At 42.5% G+C, this 14,922-nt stretch carries 16 protein-coding genes, 1 other RNA gene and 2 pseudogenes; 2 read left to right on the top strand and 17 right to left on the bottom strand.

Going from position 1 to position 14,922, the window contains the following annotated elements; genetic code table 11:
• Positions 1–251: 251 nt before the first annotated feature.
• Positions 252–908, bottom strand: coding sequence for a redox-sensing transcriptional repressor Rex (locus JCM14108_RS06445; RefSeq protein WP_191978536.1), 657 nt, complete (start codon positions 906–908; stop codon positions 252–254).
• 216 nt (positions 909–1,124) lie between these two features.
• Here JCM14108_RS06445 and JCM14108_RS06440 point away from each other — a divergent pair.
• Positions 1,125–3,066, top strand: a pseudogene (locus tag JCM14108_RS06440) (ABC-F family ATP-binding cassette domain-containing protein).
• 149 nt (positions 3,067–3,215) lie between these two features.
• On the opposite strand, the gene tsaD reads toward JCM14108_RS06440, so the two are convergent.
• The 16 genes and pseudogenes from tsaD to JCM14108_RS06365 form a co-directional block, all read right to left on the bottom strand.
• Positions 3,216–4,250: a tRNA (adenosine(37)-N6)-threonylcarbamoyltransferase complex transferase subunit TsaD gene (gene tsaD, locus JCM14108_RS06435; protein ID WP_191978535.1), complete on the bottom strand. Its 1,035-nt coding sequence runs from the start codon at positions 4,248–4,250 to the stop codon at positions 3,216–3,218.
• A 23-nt stretch (positions 4,251–4,273) separates the two neighbouring features.
• Entirely contained in the window at positions 4,274–4,849 is a 576-nt protein-coding gene (gene rimI / locus JCM14108_RS06430; RefSeq protein ID WP_035179394.1) for a ribosomal protein S18-alanine N-acetyltransferase, read from the bottom strand.
• Entirely contained in the window at positions 4,833–5,555 is a 723-nt protein-coding gene (gene tsaB, locus JCM14108_RS06425; RefSeq protein ID WP_035179391.1) for a tRNA (adenosine(37)-N6)-threonylcarbamoyltransferase complex dimerization subunit type 1 TsaB, read from the bottom strand. Before tsaB ends, rimI begins: the two co-directional genes overlap by 17 nt.
• The gene (locus JCM14108_RS06420) at positions 5,552–6,331 is read right to left on the bottom strand and encodes an acyl-[acyl-carrier-protein] thioesterase (protein ID WP_035179388.1); all 780 of its coding nucleotides are present in this window, start codon (positions 6,329–6,331) and stop codon (positions 5,552–5,554) included. The genes tsaB and JCM14108_RS06420 overlap by 4 nt, the downstream gene beginning before the upstream one ends.
• Positions 6,332–6,379: 48 nt before the next feature.
• Positions 6,380–7,261, bottom strand: coding sequence for a 16S rRNA (cytidine(1402)-2'-O)-methyltransferase (gene rsmI / locus JCM14108_RS06415; protein ID WP_035179386.1), 882 nt, complete (start codon positions 7,259–7,261; stop codon positions 6,380–6,382).
• A gap of 7 nt (positions 7,262–7,268) precedes the next feature.
• A complete protein-coding gene (locus JCM14108_RS06410) occupies positions 7,269–7,601 on the bottom strand; it encodes a DNA replication initiation control protein YabA (RefSeq protein WP_035179383.1) in 333 nt (110 codons plus the stop codon).
• A gap of 22 nt (positions 7,602–7,623) precedes the next feature.
• Positions 7,624–8,634: a DNA polymerase III subunit delta' gene (gene holB / locus JCM14108_RS06405; RefSeq protein ID WP_035179381.1), complete on the bottom strand. Its 1,011-nt coding sequence runs from the start codon at positions 8,632–8,634 to the stop codon at positions 7,624–7,626.
• Positions 8,635–8,649: 15 nt separating this feature from the next.
• Positions 8,650–8,976 carry a cyclic di-AMP receptor DarA gene (gene darA, locus JCM14108_RS06400; protein ID WP_035179379.1) on the bottom strand — a complete coding sequence of 109 codons (327 nt, stop codon included), beginning with the start codon at positions 8,974–8,976 and terminating at the stop codon, positions 8,650–8,652.
• 2 nt (positions 8,977–8,978) lie between these two features.
• Positions 8,979–9,632 carry a dTMP kinase gene (gene tmk / locus JCM14108_RS06395; RefSeq protein ID WP_035179377.1) on the bottom strand — a complete coding sequence of 218 codons (654 nt, stop codon included), beginning with the start codon at positions 9,630–9,632 and terminating at the stop codon, positions 8,979–8,981.
• Positions 9,633–9,807: 175 nt separating this feature from the next.
• Positions 9,808–10,077 (bottom strand): YaaL family protein, encoded by a 270-nt coding sequence (locus JCM14108_RS06390; protein WP_051996063.1) that lies wholly within the window; start codon positions 10,075–10,077, stop codon positions 9,808–9,810.
• Positions 10,078–10,088: 11 nt separating this feature from the next.
• Positions 10,089–10,688 carry a recombination mediator RecR gene (recR, locus tag JCM14108_RS06385; protein ID WP_035179371.1) on the bottom strand — a complete coding sequence of 200 codons (600 nt, stop codon included), beginning with the start codon at positions 10,686–10,688 and terminating at the stop codon, positions 10,089–10,091.
• Positions 10,689–10,712: 24 nt separating this feature from the next.
• A complete protein-coding gene (locus JCM14108_RS06380) occupies positions 10,713–11,024 on the bottom strand; it encodes a YbaB/EbfC family nucleoid-associated protein (protein WP_035179369.1) in 312 nt (103 codons plus the stop codon).
• Positions 11,025–11,051: 27 nt separating this feature from the next.
• Positions 11,052–12,820: pseudogene (dnaX, locus tag JCM14108_RS06375) on the bottom strand (DNA polymerase III subunit gamma/tau).
• Positions 12,821–13,197: 377 nt separating this feature from the next.
• Positions 13,198–13,284: signal recognition particle sRNA small type (ffs, locus tag JCM14108_RS14310), an RNA gene on the bottom strand.
• A 45-nt stretch (positions 13,285–13,329) separates the two neighbouring features.
• Entirely contained in the window at positions 13,330–13,803 is a 474-nt protein-coding gene (gene tadA, locus JCM14108_RS06370) for a tRNA adenosine(34) deaminase TadA (protein ID WP_035179366.1), read from the bottom strand.
• Positions 13,804–13,827: 24 nt separating this feature from the next.
• Complete coding sequence (locus tag JCM14108_RS06365) at positions 13,828–14,436, bottom strand: class I SAM-dependent methyltransferase (RefSeq protein ID WP_035179364.1); 609 nt, start codon at positions 14,434–14,436, stop codon at positions 13,828–13,830.
• 162 nt (positions 14,437–14,598) lie between these two features.
• Between JCM14108_RS06365 and nrdH the strand changes: the two genes are divergently transcribed.
• Positions 14,599–14,829 carry a glutaredoxin-like protein NrdH gene (gene nrdH / locus JCM14108_RS06360; RefSeq protein WP_035179362.1) on the top strand — a complete coding sequence of 77 codons (231 nt, stop codon included), beginning with the start codon at positions 14,599–14,601 and terminating at the stop codon, positions 14,827–14,829.
• Positions 14,830–14,922: the final 93 nt, after the last annotated feature.

Here is a 14,922-nt window from a genome sequence, read left to right as displayed (position 1 = left end):
TACAATATGACTTAGATAATGCGATTAACAGACCATTTCAGTTCGCTCCTGAATTTGAATATAAAAATGTTACACAAGCACCTACTCGTTATCAAATCGTGGATAAGTCTGCCTTTCAATTAACGTTTCAGCTTGACTGTTGTCGCTATAATAAAAAAGGGCCGGACAATATAACTTGTCTCAGCCTTTTCCTAATTACTCAAAAATTCCCCATAGATTTAGGATCTTTTAACCAATTTTAGATTGGTTAATTATTTACCAAAATTTTCAATAAAGTAGATTAATGTTTGTAGTTCATTTGTCAAATCAACATTTTGAACCAACACATCATCGGGAACAGAAAGCCGAATCGGCGTAAAATTCAAGATTCCTTTCACGCCCCCGGCAACCGCGTCATCTGTAACCGATTGCGCGGCACTGGACGGCACTGTTAAAATAATGACTTGAATTTGTTGTTCCTGCAGTTGATGAGCCAGTTCCTGAATTGGATAAACCGGAACACCATCCTCAATTTTGTTGATAATCGCGTCATCAGTGTCGAAAGCCGCTGATATTCTGACATTGCCATCTTTGTGAAAGTTAAAATTGAGCAGCGCATGTCCCAGATTACCAACACCAATCAGGGCCACATTAGTTAAATGTTCCTGATTTAAAATCTGTTTGAAAAATGACAGCAAACTGTCAACGTCATATCCATACCCCCGTTTGCCCAAAGCACCGAAGTATGAAAAGTCCCGCCGAATTGTAGCGGAATCTACTTGAACCGCTTCGGCCAATTCAGTCGAAGAGATCCGACGCTTACCTGTATCATGAAGTATATTTAAATATCGATAATAAATTGGCAACCGTTTCGCGGTCGCACGTGGAATATTTTCAGCTGTCACGAAAAATTCCCTCCCAGTTTTCATTAATTTTTGATAATCGATTACTTTGTGAATCCCTCTTTACTTTATATTCTAACATAACATCGCACCTTGTGAAATGGATTTCAAATATTCGCATTAAAATCATTTAAAACTTTCACAGCCAACCAATCAAAATCATCTACCAATCGTTTTAATGTTAAGGATTTGAACGTTTGGGATGTGATAAAATAAAATGATAACAGAAAGGTGGCCGAATCATTGATAATTTTACAAGCCCAAGATTTAACCAAAAGATTTAACGGCATTAATATATTTTCAAAAGTAAGTTTAGCCATCCAGGAAAAAAGTCGAATCGCTTTAGTGGGTAGAAATGGCGCCGGCAAATCAACCCTCGTCAAAATGATTATCGCCAACAGCCTATTGATGGCGGCCAAATTACAACTAAAAAGAATCTCACAATCGGTTACCTTGCACAGGATACCGGTCTAAACTCCGACAAAGAAATTTACGAAGAAATGGCCTCGGTTTTTGCCGGTCTTAAAAAACAGGAACACCAAATTCACGAATTAGAAATGCAGATGAGTACTTTAGATCCCAACTCCGAGACTTTTCAACAGATTTCAGCAACTTACGATCATATTCGGGCCGATTTTGAACAGCATAACGGCTACGGCTATGATGCCGAAATTCGGGGTGTGCTTCACGGATTTGGTTTTGATAAAGATCAATATGCCAAACCAATTAACGAATTGTCCGGCGGCCAAAAAACGCAACTCGCCCTTGCCAAATTGCTGCTCGAAAAGCCTGAATTGCTGATTCTGGACGAGCCGACCAACCATTTGGATGTTGAAACCATTACCTGGCTGGAAGGCTACATCCAAAATTACAGCGGCGCTTTATTGATTATTTCCCATGATCGATATTTCCTTGATCGAATTGTCAACGAAGTATATGAATTGGCTAATGGCACCTTGCGGCATTACACCGGTAATTACACGCAGTACACGCAAAAAAGAGACCAAGAGCTGTCTTTGCGTTGGAAAGCTTATGAAAAACAACAGGCAGAAATTGCTAAACTGCAAACCTTTGTTGATAAAAACATCGTTCGGGCATCTACAACCAAACAAGCGCAGGCTCGCCGCAAGCAACTCGAAAAAATGAATCGGCTCGAAAAACCAACCACCGGCGGTAAAAACGTTCGTTTTAGGTTTGTTCCAAAATCCAAAAGCGGCAATAACGTTCTAAAAGTCAGTGATGCGGCGGTTGGCTATACCAAAGTGCTTTCCGAACCTATTAATTTGGATGTCAAACGCAATCAGGCAATTGCCATTGTCGGTCCAAACGGTGTCGGTAAATCAACCCTACTTAAAAGCATTTTGGGCATCATTCCTTTTTTAAAGGGAACGGCTCAATTCGGCACCGGCGTTGATACCGGGTACTACGACCAGGAACAGGCCTCTCTACATGCTTCCAAGACAGTTCTAAATGAAGTATGGGACGATCATCCCACAACTCCTGAAGGCGATATCAGGAGCATTCTGGGCAGCTTCCTATTTTCCGGTGATGACGTTGCCAAAATGGTCCATGATTTGTCCGGGGGTGAAAAAGCCCGACTCCTGTTGACAAAATTGGCCATGCAACACAATAATTTCTTAGTTCTCGATGAACCGACAATCACTTGGATATTGACAGCCGGGAAGTCTTGGAAAATGCCCTCAATGATTTTGACGGCACTATTTTATTTGTTTCCCACGATCGTTATTTTATTAATAAGGTGGCCTCATCGGTTGTTGAACTTTCCAAAGCCGGCACAACCCTCTATCTCGGTGATTATGACTATTACGTTGATAAAAAGGCCGAACAGCTGGCAATTAAGGAACACGAACGTGAAAAAATGGGACTTGACCAGCCAAGTAATCATCCAAGCCCAACTACCGACAAGAAAAATTACGAGATCAATAAGCAGGCTCAAAAAGAAGCCCGTAAATTAAGCCGGGAAGTCCACGATTTAGAAAACCAGTTGGATCAACTTTCCAATGCTAAAACGGCAGTTGAGACCCAAATGACTCAACCCGACGTTTTTAACGATTTAAAAAAATCAACCGAACTCCAAAGTAAACTCGAAGAACTTAATCAAAAAATCGAACAGCTTGAAAATAAGTGGGAAGAAAAAAGCCTTGAACTCGAAGAACTGGAATAGCGATAGTAAAGAGCAGCAGGAAGTTTTCTTTCGGTACACCTTTCCACTTGGTAATAATCATGATTAAGTAAAACGGGGCTGGACAAAAGTAATTTTGTCCAGCCCCGTTACTATTAAACATTTATTATCAGTATGTGAAGTCGTCTTAATTACTTCACCGGCGAATCGCCAAGCCAATCAAATTCCAATCCCGGATCAGCGTTTAACGTTGCATCGGTAAAGACCTGATGGCGATACAGCATTTCTCCAGCTGCACCAATCATAGCCGCGTTATCACCACACAGTGATAATGGCACCAGCTCCAAAGTTGTTTGGGGGAAGGCCTGTAATTCCTTTCCAAGTCGTTCTCGAAGCCCCTTGTTGGCAGCGACGCCACCACCCACAATTAACTGCTTAACCGGATATTCATGCAACGCCCGGACGGTCTTATCCGCCAATACGTCAACCACTGCCTGTTGAAAACTGGCAGCCAGATCATTTTTATTTAAAGTCTCATGAATTTGATCGGCGTGATGAACCGTATTAATAAAGGCACTTTTCAGGCCGCTAAAACTGAAATCAAAATTGGCGTCTTGATCCATTGCCCGTGGGAAATGAAACGTGTCTCGACCCTGATGAGCCATCTCATCAACCTGCTTGCCGGCCGGATAATTAATCCCCAGCACCCGACCGATTTTATCATAAGCTTCTCCCGCTGCGTCATCGCGGGTTTCGCCAATAATTTCAAATCGATTTTCTACCGGCATATAAACCAGTTCGGTATGTCCACCGGAAACGACCAGTGCCATTGCCGGAAATTCAATTGGTTCGACTAATCTTGCAGCATAAATATGCCCCGCCAAATGATTCACGGGGATCAGCGGCAGCTGATGCGCCCAAGCAACTGCCTTGGCCGCCGTAACACCAATTAAAAGCGCACCGACCAAGCCCGGTCCATAGGTTACAGCAACTGCTGACAAGTCATCATACGTAACGTTTGCACGAGCCAACGCGTCTTCAATACAACCAGTAATCTGTTCAATATGATGACGACTGGCAACTTCAGGCACCACGCCGCCAAACCGTTGATGGCTTTTTATTTGGGTTGCAACAATATTCGAAAGAATTGTATCTCCGTTTTCAATAACCGCGACAGATGTCTCATCACAGCTTGTTTCAAATGAAAGAATCAGATTTCTTGCCAAAAAATTCACCCTTCTTAAGTTAATTAACCAACTTTGGTAATATCAAGTACCATATTCAAAGCGTCTTCGCGATCATTAAAATAATAATCTTTCTTATAACCGTTGTCCACAAAACCGATATCCCGATAAAGTTTTTGGGCACGATCATTGCTTACCCGGACTTCCAGCGTGACTTTATCATATTTTAGCTGCCGAGCCTTTTTGATAATTGTGTTCACTAAAAAATACCCCAACCCATGATTTTGAAAATTGGGGGCGACTGCAACGTTGGTAATATGACAATCTCTCGTGTGATCGTTCAATGAACAGCCAATAAAGGCAACCAGCCAATCGTTTCGTCTTAAAACCAGATACAATCGGTCGCTCTTGCGCATCAATTCGGTTCGAAAGGCCCGTTCATCCCAAGGTGTCTGACCACCATATACGGCCCGTTCAATTCCCAAAATCTCGGGAATATCCGGAATCATCGCTTTCGCTAAAAAATAACTGGTGCCATTTATTTTGACATCATGATTCTTAATGTCCAAATACCTTTCCCGAAGCTGAACTTGTTTATTATAAAAATTTTGTCGAAACCACTCTTTAAATTTTTTCCACATAATGACGTGTATCCTCATTGGGATGCTCTTTTCTCCAATCTGCTTCAGCTTTGGTTAACCGCAAATATCTAGGAACAACCGAATCAACATCTTGAACCGGTGTTAATTTGGCACCGTATAAACCGATTTTGGCTGCGTCAGGAATTGCCGCCAGCTTATCGGCCACCATTAAACGATCACCGAATTGCTGCGAAAAAGCGGCCTCAAATGGTGCCGTTTCCCCGACAATTGTAATTTGCTGATCAATATCGGCAATATCAGCCAGCCAATCAGTGATATTCGTGTGCTGATCAGCAATAACCGGTGTTGGTTCACCATTTTTGATTTGGTAAAGACCAGTAAACAGATTTTGGTTTCGAGCATTAAAAATGGGATTGATCAAGCCGGCTGGCTTTGTAATATTGAGCGCCAATGCCAATAAACTTGAAACTGTTACCAACTCAATATCCAGCGTTGCTGCCAGCGTTTTCGCAACGGTAGTTGCCATTCGAATGCCGGTATAGGAGCCCGGGCCCGAAGCTACCACAATCCGATCCAAATCTTTCGGGGTTAGACCAGCTTTGCCGACCAAGTCTTCAATCACCGGCATTAAGAATTCCGCGTGTTTCCGATGAGTCGTTAGGGTCGTTTCAGCCAGTAAACTGTCATCAGCCGTTACGGCAACGGATAGCGGCTGGTTGGATGTATCAATTGCTAAAATTTTCATTTATCTTCATTACCCTTTACATCATTTTTCTGCCATAAGAATGTTGCACTGCATGAAAGTGTATCATTAGAAATAATTTCATGAACAGTTTTAATTTTATCATTATCCTCAGAATCAACAAGTACGGTGCTCATCACCCAACTACCGTATTTCACCTCATTTTCGAAGCGAATATCAATTTGAACAGGCGTATGGGAAATTAAAAATTTAAGTGATAGGGCATCGGTCATCCATTCCAAGTAATGGGCATTATTAACGTGACCGTTAAAATCAATGTCACTGGCCCTAACCTGGTACTTTTTAGAAATCGATTCGGCGTCCTCAGCAATTCGATCGGGCCTCGGCAAGCGGGGAACCCGTCTGACCTTTTCGGATTGGTAGGGTTCAATAATCGATTCGGGAATTTCACGGATTTTTCGGGCTTTCTCATCCATCAGCACCCAAATACTATCCACTTTGACTAATTCATTTCCCTGTTCATCATGCATCCAAAACTCCCGGTAAGCGAAAAAACGATTGTAAGAAGTTCCCCGGGTAGTGACTTTGATAGTATCATCAACCCGTGGCAACCGTTTAATTTTAATCGAATATTGGGTCACGACCCACCCAAGACCATAACGATCGATCAAATCCTGCTGGGCGACTCCCAATTTGGCATTCTGGTGATCGGAACACAACATTAAAACATTGATTAACATGGACATCGTCATTCTGTAAGTAACATCCCCTTCATAATAGGGGACGGTGTGGTTCTCACTATATTGCTTTGCAGGCATTGGCACTTCTTCTTTCTAATCATAGTTTCTACTTGATTTATTGCTTAACTAATTCAAATGGTGGTATTCATTATAGACAACCTGTTTACGAAGCTGATGGGCTTTGGCAACTTTTTTAATCGCGTCATTCACCGCCAAACCAGCCTGAATATATCGATCAACCTGCTGTGTCAGGGAAAGGCCGGCCATTGGATCGGCAGTTGCGGTTTGCACCATTGGTTGATCATTGCCGCTGACAATAATTACAAATTCGCCACGAATAGGCGTTTCAGCTGCCCAACCAGCCAACCGATCAAGAGAGCCACGAATAAATTCTTCATGCTTCTTAGTTAATTCACGGCACAACGCGGCAGACCTGCTTCCACCCAAAACAGTTTGTAGATTCTTCAGGGTTTTAAGCAGGCGATGCGGCGCCTCATAAAAAATCAACGCTTCCGGCCGATTCTTTAACTGCGCCAATTCAGCGCGTTGTTCTTTCGGCTTTCTTGATAGAAAACCATAAAAGTAAAACGGCTGTGGTGTCACTCCGGAAGCAATCAGAGCCGTTATCCCGGCATTAGCTCCCGGCAGCGGCACAACCGAAATGTTATTTTGAATACAGGCAACTACCAATTCATGACCGGGATCACTTATGGACGGCATTCCCGCATCACTAACCTGGGCAATTGAAAAGCCCGCCTTTAGTTTTGCCAGCAATTCCGGAATCCGTTGGGCCGTATTATGCTCGTGAAAACTAATCTGTTTTGTCTTAATATCAAAATGATTCAATAATTTTTGGGTATTGCGCGTATCTTCCGCCGCAATTAAGGCCACCTGCTTCATGACATTAACGGCCCGAAAAGTCATGTCGCCCAAATTGCCTATCGGTGTTGGTACTAAATATAGCTTTCCAGCTTGATTTTTTTCGTCAAAACTTTTTTGTGTTATCACTTATTTATTAATCCCTTCGACCATAAATAATTTCTGTGCAGAATATACAGTCTTCCCCATTCTCACGCCGCTTACCATAATATGAACTGCAAACGTGGAACCCTTCGTTGTACAATTTCTCAAGATTTTTCCGGGATTTGGACAACTCGGGTGAATTATGACCGGCCTTTTCAGTAATTTGATTAATCCGGTCTCTAAGGTGCTGATTTTCAATTTCTAATTCTGCGTTTTTTTCCATTAATTCAATTAACGATTCGTGTAGGTGAGAAAATTCTGCTGCCGTTGCACCCAAATGACTATCCATCTCTTTAAGTTCATCATATAAATTTTGACTATCCACTCGTATCTCACCCTTTAAATTCCTATGACTTCATAATTGTTAATATTTTCAATGTGACAGCCTCGATAATGTTTTGAAAATTAACATTCACTGCCATACTACCGTGTGTATTCAACAACTCATCCAGCATCGCCATCAACTGATCACTGGACCAATTTTGAGCGGCCTGGTTAGTTTCGGCTTCAATCTCCGGAAACTTTATCGCATCCTTTGTTAACGTATCAAACTTTAATTCCAAGACTTCATCAAAAAGATCAATCATCATGCTCAACGCCACCCGTTGCCGCTCCCGGCTGGTTATCAACGGCATCAGTGACATTTGGATATAAGGCATCGCCATTGGATTTTCTTTCACCAAATAACCAAACCACTTGCAGACTGCTTGCTGAAGTGACGTAAACCAATTATCCGTCAACCACTTTTTAACTTCAGTCAAACTGTTTGTCATGGCCATCAACAAATTAACCTGACTAGGCAGCGCACCGGATTGACGCAGCTCCGCCATCATCTGGTGTTTGTCCAGACTAGGAAATTCCACTACCTGTGTTCGTGAAACGATGGTTGGTAAAAGCAGATTCCGATTTTGGCTAATCAAGAAGCTGACCACATTTCCGGTAGGCTCCTCAATGAATTTTAATAAGCTGTTGGCGGCACCGGTCGTCATTTTATCGGCAGCCGAAATTATAAAAATCTTTTTGGAGCCTTCCATAGCACTTTTGGTAAACTCACTTTTAACGTGTCGAATTTGATCAACTTTAATGCTCAGACCATCCGGCTTCGTGATAACAACATCCGGATGATCATGATTCATTATCCGGGTACATTCGGCACACTGACCACACGGCATCCCATCCTGGACGTTTGTACAAAAGAGCCGCATCGCAATCCCCATTGCAACTGCAAACTGACCCGCACCGTCCTCACCAGTAAACAAATAGGCATGCGATAATTCGTTTCGATCAACAACATGCATAAATTGTGTGAATAACTTGGGCTGTTTTGTTTTCGCGTCATTCAAAACATTTTCAACCATCTCTTATTTAACCCTCTAAAACTGATGAAATTGTTCGATTGGCAGAACCATCACCGTTGCGCCGCCAACTTGGACTTCAATTGGAAAAGTATGTTCGGCCGTATCACCGTTCAAGCTTACCGGTGGCGTCATAAACTGCTGACGTGCGGAGCAGGTTTCTTTGATTAATTGAAGGGTCAAGTCCACCTTCTCATCATCGACCGCTACCAGATAAGTTGTGTTGCCGGCCCTTAAAAAACTCCCAGTCGTTGAAAAACGGGTTGCCACAATATCGTGGGCAACAAAAACCGAACGCAGTTTATTTGCATCTTTATCTTGGACAATTGCGATTACTAATTTCATATCTAGGACTCCTCGTTAAAAAATTCGCCTGCTATTTGCCGGATAACTTTTTTTGTATTTTCAACTACTGTCTCAATCGGCTGCGTGGCATCAATCCGGATGAACCGATCCCGATTTGCCGCTATCAATTTCATATAGCCCTGATGGACCCGGCGATGAAAAGCAGTTGTCTCAACATCTAATCGATCGATTTGATTTGCGTCCCGATGCTGAGCAATCCGCTTCAAGCCGACTTCAACTGGGATATCAAAATAAATCGTTCTATCCGGTAACAACTTTTCCGTCGCAAATTCGTTCATTTTAGCTACTTCCTGCATCCCAATCTGCCGGCCGGCGCCTTGGTAGGCAACCGAACTGTCAACGTATCGATCACAAAGGATTAATTTACCGGCCGTCAAAGCGGGTAAGATGGTTTCTACCAAGTGCTGACGTCGGGCGGCCGCGTACAATAAAGCTTCCGTTCGATAATCCATTTCAGTATTTGCCCGATCCAAAATAATCCGTCGAATCTGCTCAGAAATCTTATTACCACCCGGCTCCCTGGTTACCAGCATTTGATCACCCAGTTGTTGTTGGAAATCGCGCACAACTTCATTCATGACCGAAGTTTTACCAGCACCGTCAGAGCCTTCAAAAGTTATCAATTTACCAACCAAAATTTTCCCTCAATTCTATATTTAGGTTAATTGTACTGTATGTTATTTACCCTGTCCATGACACCAAAATAAAAGAGTGATTCATTTTTAAATGTCGCTTGGAATCTTAAACACCCCGGTCTCAGAAACGACGAACATTTATCAAGAATCACTCAAACTGGATCACTCATTTTCATCATTGAAAATCATCGTGATCATAACTGATCACCGATGCTTGAATATGATCATTTTTAATGTGCCTAAGTCGGGCCTCTTTGTAAATAAAGAAGAATTTTTGTTTTGCCAAAGCTGTTTCCTGCGCCATTTCAATGTCACTGTCAGCCACAGCATTTTGCGTTTGGGCAGCGTGATCCCATTCCTCTTTAAGGCGGTTAATCAAATCCAATAAGCGCTGATCATATTCAGATTTTGTATCTGCTCTTTTAAATCCACCAAACCACACGATTACGCCTCCACTTACATTTCGGTTCGACCCTGGACTGCCTTAAACAATGTCATTTCATCTGCGTATTCAATGTCGGTACCAACTGACAAGCCGTGCGCCAAACGCGTTACCCGAATACCAGCGGGTTTAATCAGCTTGCTCAGATACATCGCGGTGGCTTCGCCTTCAGGGGTCGCGTTCGTCGCAACAATTACTTCTTGAACGTCATTATTTTTTTGAAGCCGCTTAATCAACGAACTAATATTTAAATCTTCAGGTCCTTTGCCCTCAATCGGCGATAAAACACCATGTAAAACGTGGTAGAGACCCCGATACTCCTGAACCTTTTCCATTACCATAATATCTTTTGGCTGCTCAACAACCAGAATTTTAGTTTGATCGCGCGTTTTATCACGACAAATCTCACAAGGATCCTCATCAGTTAAATTACCACAAATTGAACAATAATGAAGTTTATCCTTCGTTGCCAGCAGCGCTTGTGAAAAGGCCTTAACATCGTCCTCATTCATATCTACCGTGTAGAAAGCAAGCCTGGTAGCGGTTTTGTTACCGATTCCCGGTAATTTCATATAACTATCAATTAGTTTCGCAATTGGTTCAGGATATTGCATAATGTTTCCTTCCTAAAAAACAAACTACATCCCCGGAATTCCCTTGGCATACTTGCCCATTGTGTTTTGCGTAGTTTCTTTAATCTTATTCATTGCATCATTAACGGCCGCGATAATTAAATCGGAAAGCATTTCCGGATCATCCGGATCAATGGCTTCCGGCTTGATTTTAATATCGGTCATCACCCGTTCACCATTAAAGGTTACAACAACCATTTCGTCAGGCGCGCTGCCGGTAAATTCCTGCTTATTGAGATTATCCTGCTCTTCTTTTAATTGTTTTTGCATTTTCTGCATTTGTTTCATCATTTTGTTCATGTTCATACCATTCATCATTTTAATCTGCCTCCATTATCATATTTTTTAATCATTTTTAATATCAAGAATATCTTTTCCAAATAATTCCGCTGCTTTTTTTACAATCGGCTTGGCTGCCGGCGTATCATCTTGGGGCGGTGTCGCTTCGCTGCCCGTATCCGGGGTATCAGCCGCTGCATCCCCACTGTGCTGACGATTTTTCAACTCATCTTGATGACTTGCCAAATAATCTTTTCGAATCTTCGGCCACTGGTTATCTGGCACAAATACGATTTGAGGGGCTCGGCCGGTAAGGCGATCCAGATTATTTTCAAGTGCATCAGTCAACTCTCGATTACTTTGCGCCTTTTGAAAAAAGATGGGGTACTCAAATGACACGATTACGCCATCGGAACTGGCCGCCACCGGCTTTGAAACGTGCATGACTGCCCGCTGTGTAACGGATAAAGTATTCATCAAGTCCGGCCAAACCTGCTGGAACTCATTTAGGCTCTTACGAGTTGCTTTGCCAAGGATCGGATAGATTTTGGTTAATTCAACCCGGGCCGTCGATTTGGCTTCAATTGATTTAGGTGGAACAGCAGTGTGGGCGGCCACCGGCTTTTCAACCGGGCCGGCTGCTTTTAGCTGGGTAATCTCCGCTTGAAGTTCGTCAACCTTCTTGCTTAATGCCTTTATTTTACCATCTTCATCACTGGAAGCGGTCGAACTTGTCGGTGCGGCAGGCTTAGCTTGAAGATGTGTTAATTTAACTGTCAAGACCTGCAGGTAAACATCCGGATGAGCAGTATACCGAAGCGAATTAGCAATCTCGTTTAGCTCATTAATCATCTGATAAATTTCGTTATCACTGATTTGATCACTTAGTTGTTTGAATTTATCATCAACGATGCCTAATTCCATTTGTTCAATAATCTGAGGATCCTGCTGATACAAAAGAATATCCTGACAATAACTGGTTAAATCTTCAACAAATCGACTGGCATCCTTGCCGTTCTCAAGAATTTTTTGAACGGTAACCAGTGCCTGTTTGGTATCTTTTTGAATAACCTGATCAATGTAGGCAGTCAAAAGTTCATTGGTGACACTGCCGGTAACCTGAAGCGCATTTTCATACGTAACCTTATCATCACCATAGGACATCGCCTGGTCCAAAATACTTAAAGCATCCCGCATCCCGCCTTCGGCTGCTTTAGCAATCAATTTTAACGCCTGGTCATCGTAAACAATATTTTTTTGCTTAAGAATATACGCCATTCGTTCCAAAATGTCTGCCGGCCGGATCCGTTTAAAATCGAATTTTTGGGTTCTTGAAATGATGGTTGCCGGAATCTTATGGGGTTCAGTCGTTGCGAGAATAAAAATAACGTTAGCCGGCGGCTCCTCCAACGTTTTTAAAAGTGCGTTGAAAGCCCCGGTTGAAAGCATATGCACTTCGTCAATAATATAAACTTTGTAATCGGCTTTGGTCGGTGCATACTTAACCTTATCCCTGATATCGCGGATTTCTTCAACGCCGTTATTTGAAGCAGCATCGATTTCAATAACATCACTTAAACTGCCCTCATTAATTGCCTGACAGGTTTCACACTTGTTACAAGGTTCACCGTCTTCAAGATAATGGCAGTTAACCGCTTGGCAAAAATTTTGGCGGCTGAAGTCTTCCCGGTTCCTCGAGGACCGGTAAACAGATAGGCGTGACTGATCTGCTTTGTTAAAATGGCATTTTTCAACGTTTGCGTAATAATCGACTGGCCAACAATTTCATCAAATCGCTGTGGGCGCCAAACCCGGTATAGTGCTTGATAACTCATTTCCGATCCTCCCTTTGTAATGACTGATCCACCAATCGCGACCGCCATCATTATAAGACGATTTCAAAGTGGCGTCAGACCACTGGTTAGCCCCAAATTCAGCTCTAACACACGCAAATTTACTGATTAAAACACTCTAACAATTATATGCTGAATCAACCAGAAATGCCAACCAATTTAGCACTGAATTTCCAGGTTATAAGAAACCTTAATTGTTTCAGTTATCATCAAACCGCCACTTTAAAAGCCGCTCCCTCCAGCGTATCAGCCGGCAAATAAAAAAATATGGACCAACTGGTTACCAGCTTGTCCATACTTTTCGTTTCTTATCGGTTAAAGTCTCTCAGTCGTTTTTTCACACTGAAAGTTTAATTATCATAATCAAGAGGCACAGTGTCGATGATACTTAGTGCTGCTTCCTTCCGGACCTGACACGGTTCGTAACCCGACCCTTGCCTCAGGGCCTTGCGGCAATAACTATCATATCGTATTTTGAGGAAAAAAGCCAGTCACTTTTGCCGTTTTCTTTTTCGGGCCGCCTTAAAAAAGTCCTTCATGATCTGCGAACACGCCGATTGCCGGACTCCTTCAAAAACCGCAACTTGATGATTCAGCCGGGAATCTTCCAAAGCCCGATATAGGCTTCTAACCGCACCGGCTTTCGAATCCCGAGCGCCAAACACCACCCTGTCAATTCTGGAATTAACAATCGCACCGGCACACATTAAACATGGTTCAATCGTGACGTAAAGTTCACAGTCAATCAACCGCCAGCTTTCCAAATAACGGCAGGCTTCCTCAATGGCCATCACTTCGGCGTGGGCAATGCCATCATTTAAATGCTCCCTTAAATTATGACCACGGCCGATAATTTGATTATCTTTAACAACAACGGCACCTATCGGCACTTCACCAATCAAATAAGCTTTTTGAGCTTCAACCAGGGCCGCATTCATAAACATTTCGTCTCTTCTTTGAGTCATTTAAACCTCTCAACTGCCTCAGATTTATTCCTTAACGCTGCGTAAAATATAATAGCCTTTATCACGTTTGACAATCTCACAATTGCCAAACAAGTTGGTCATCAGCTTTTTGGCAGATGGAGCCCCCTGCTTTTTTTGTAATACCACCGTTAAGGTGCCCGCCGGTTTTAAATGGGCCAAAGCACCACTAATCATGGCATCAACAACTTTTTTACCGGCCCTGACCGGTGGATTGGTCACGATTGCCGCGTAGCTGTCTTTAATGTTAGAATAAACGTTGCTCGCAAAAATTTGAACATTCGAAATTTGATTGGCAGCTGCATTTTGCTTTGCCAACGCCAGCGCAATTTCATTTACGTCGACCATATCAACCGTCCTGTTCGGCTGAAGCTTGGCAAGCGCCAGGCCAATCGGCCCATAGCCGGTCCCCATGTCCAAAAATTTGCCGTCCGGGACAGCTGTAAAGTCAAAATTATCAAGCAGGACCCGGCTGCCATAATCAACCCGGTGTTTAGAAAACACACCGTTGTCTGAAGTAAACACAAAGTTGTGTCCCAAAAGGGTGTACTCCCAAGTAATCGGTGCCGATTCAACATCCGGATGCGTTGAATAGTAAAAATGATCTTTATCCATAGAAAACTCCTTAACTCTAGTAGTTATGTGCTCTTAACTATATTTGGTAGTTGCAAGCAATTTCATCACAATATATTGTGTTAATCCGTTGATTTTTTGTAAGTTTAGTGTAAACTAGAAACATAAATTAAAAAAGTATTTTTTAAAAACGGGGGACCACAAATGGCAAAAATAACTGTTTATTCCAAAAACAACTGCATGCAGTGCAAGATGACAAAGCGTTACTTAACAGAACATAATGTTAAGTTTGAAGAACACAACATTAACGAGCAACCGGAGTACGTTGATTATCTTAAAAATAAAGGCTTCTATGCCGTACCGGTAGTTGATGTTGATGGTCAACAAGCATTTAGTGGCTTTCGGCCTGATGAACTTCAAAAAATCGCTGGTTAATCCTTGTCCATTTTAACATATTGATCAGTCTTAAACTGGCGGAACCAAATTTGGCTTCGCTTATTTTATTCCCAAAAATATAGAAAGCGTGAT

This window comes from Lentilactobacillus farraginis DSM 18382 = JCM 14108 (assembly GCF_000583655.1).
Classification (GTDB): domain Bacteria; phylum Bacillota; class Bacilli; order Lactobacillales; family Lactobacillaceae; genus Lentilactobacillus; species Lentilactobacillus farraginis.
Note: the sequence above shows the minus strand (reverse complement) of the source record. Positions and strands in the feature narration are given on the sequence as shown.

What these genes read in the sequence shown, in the direction of transcription:
- JCM14108_RS06445 (WP_191978536.1), bottom strand. Translation starts at nt 908, where the DNA reads ATGAAAACTGGGAGGGAATTTTTCGTGACAGCTGAAAATATTCCACGT.
- rimI (WP_035179394.1), bottom strand. Translation starts at nt 4,849, where the DNA reads ATGTGGAAAAAATTTAAAGAGTGGTTTCGACAAAATTTTTATAATAAA.
- tsaB (WP_035179391.1), bottom strand. Translation starts at nt 5,555, where the DNA reads ATGAAAATTTTAGCAATTGATACATCCAACCAGCCGCTATCCGTTGCC.
- JCM14108_RS06420 (WP_035179388.1), bottom strand. Translation starts at nt 6,331, where the DNA reads ATGCCTGCAAAGCAATATAGTGAGAACCACACCGTCCCCTATTATGAA.
- holB (WP_035179381.1), bottom strand. Translation starts at nt 8,634, where the DNA reads ATGGTTGAAAATGTTTTGAATGACGCGAAAACAAAACAGCCCAAGTTA.
- darA (WP_035179379.1), bottom strand. Translation starts at nt 8,976, where the DNA reads ATGAAATTAGTAATCGCAATTGTCCAAGATAAAGATGCAAATAAACTG.
- recR (WP_035179371.1), bottom strand. Translation starts at nt 10,688, where the DNA reads ATGCAATATCCTGAACCAATTGCGAAACTAATTGATAGTTATATGAAA.
- JCM14108_RS06380 (WP_035179369.1), bottom strand. Translation starts at nt 11,024, where the DNA reads ATGATGAATGGTATGAACATGAACAAAATGATGAAACAAATGCAGAAA.
- tadA (WP_035179366.1), bottom strand. Translation starts at nt 13,803, where the DNA reads ATGACTCAAAGAAGAGACGAAATGTTTATGAATGCGGCCCTGGTTGAA.
- JCM14108_RS06365 (WP_035179364.1), bottom strand. Translation starts at nt 14,436, where the DNA reads ATGGATAAAGATCATTTTTACTATTCAACGCATCCGGATGTTGAATCG.
- nrdH (WP_035179362.1), top strand. Translation starts at nt 14,599, where the DNA reads ATGGCAAAAATAACTGTTTATTCCAAAAACAACTGCATGCAGTGCAAG.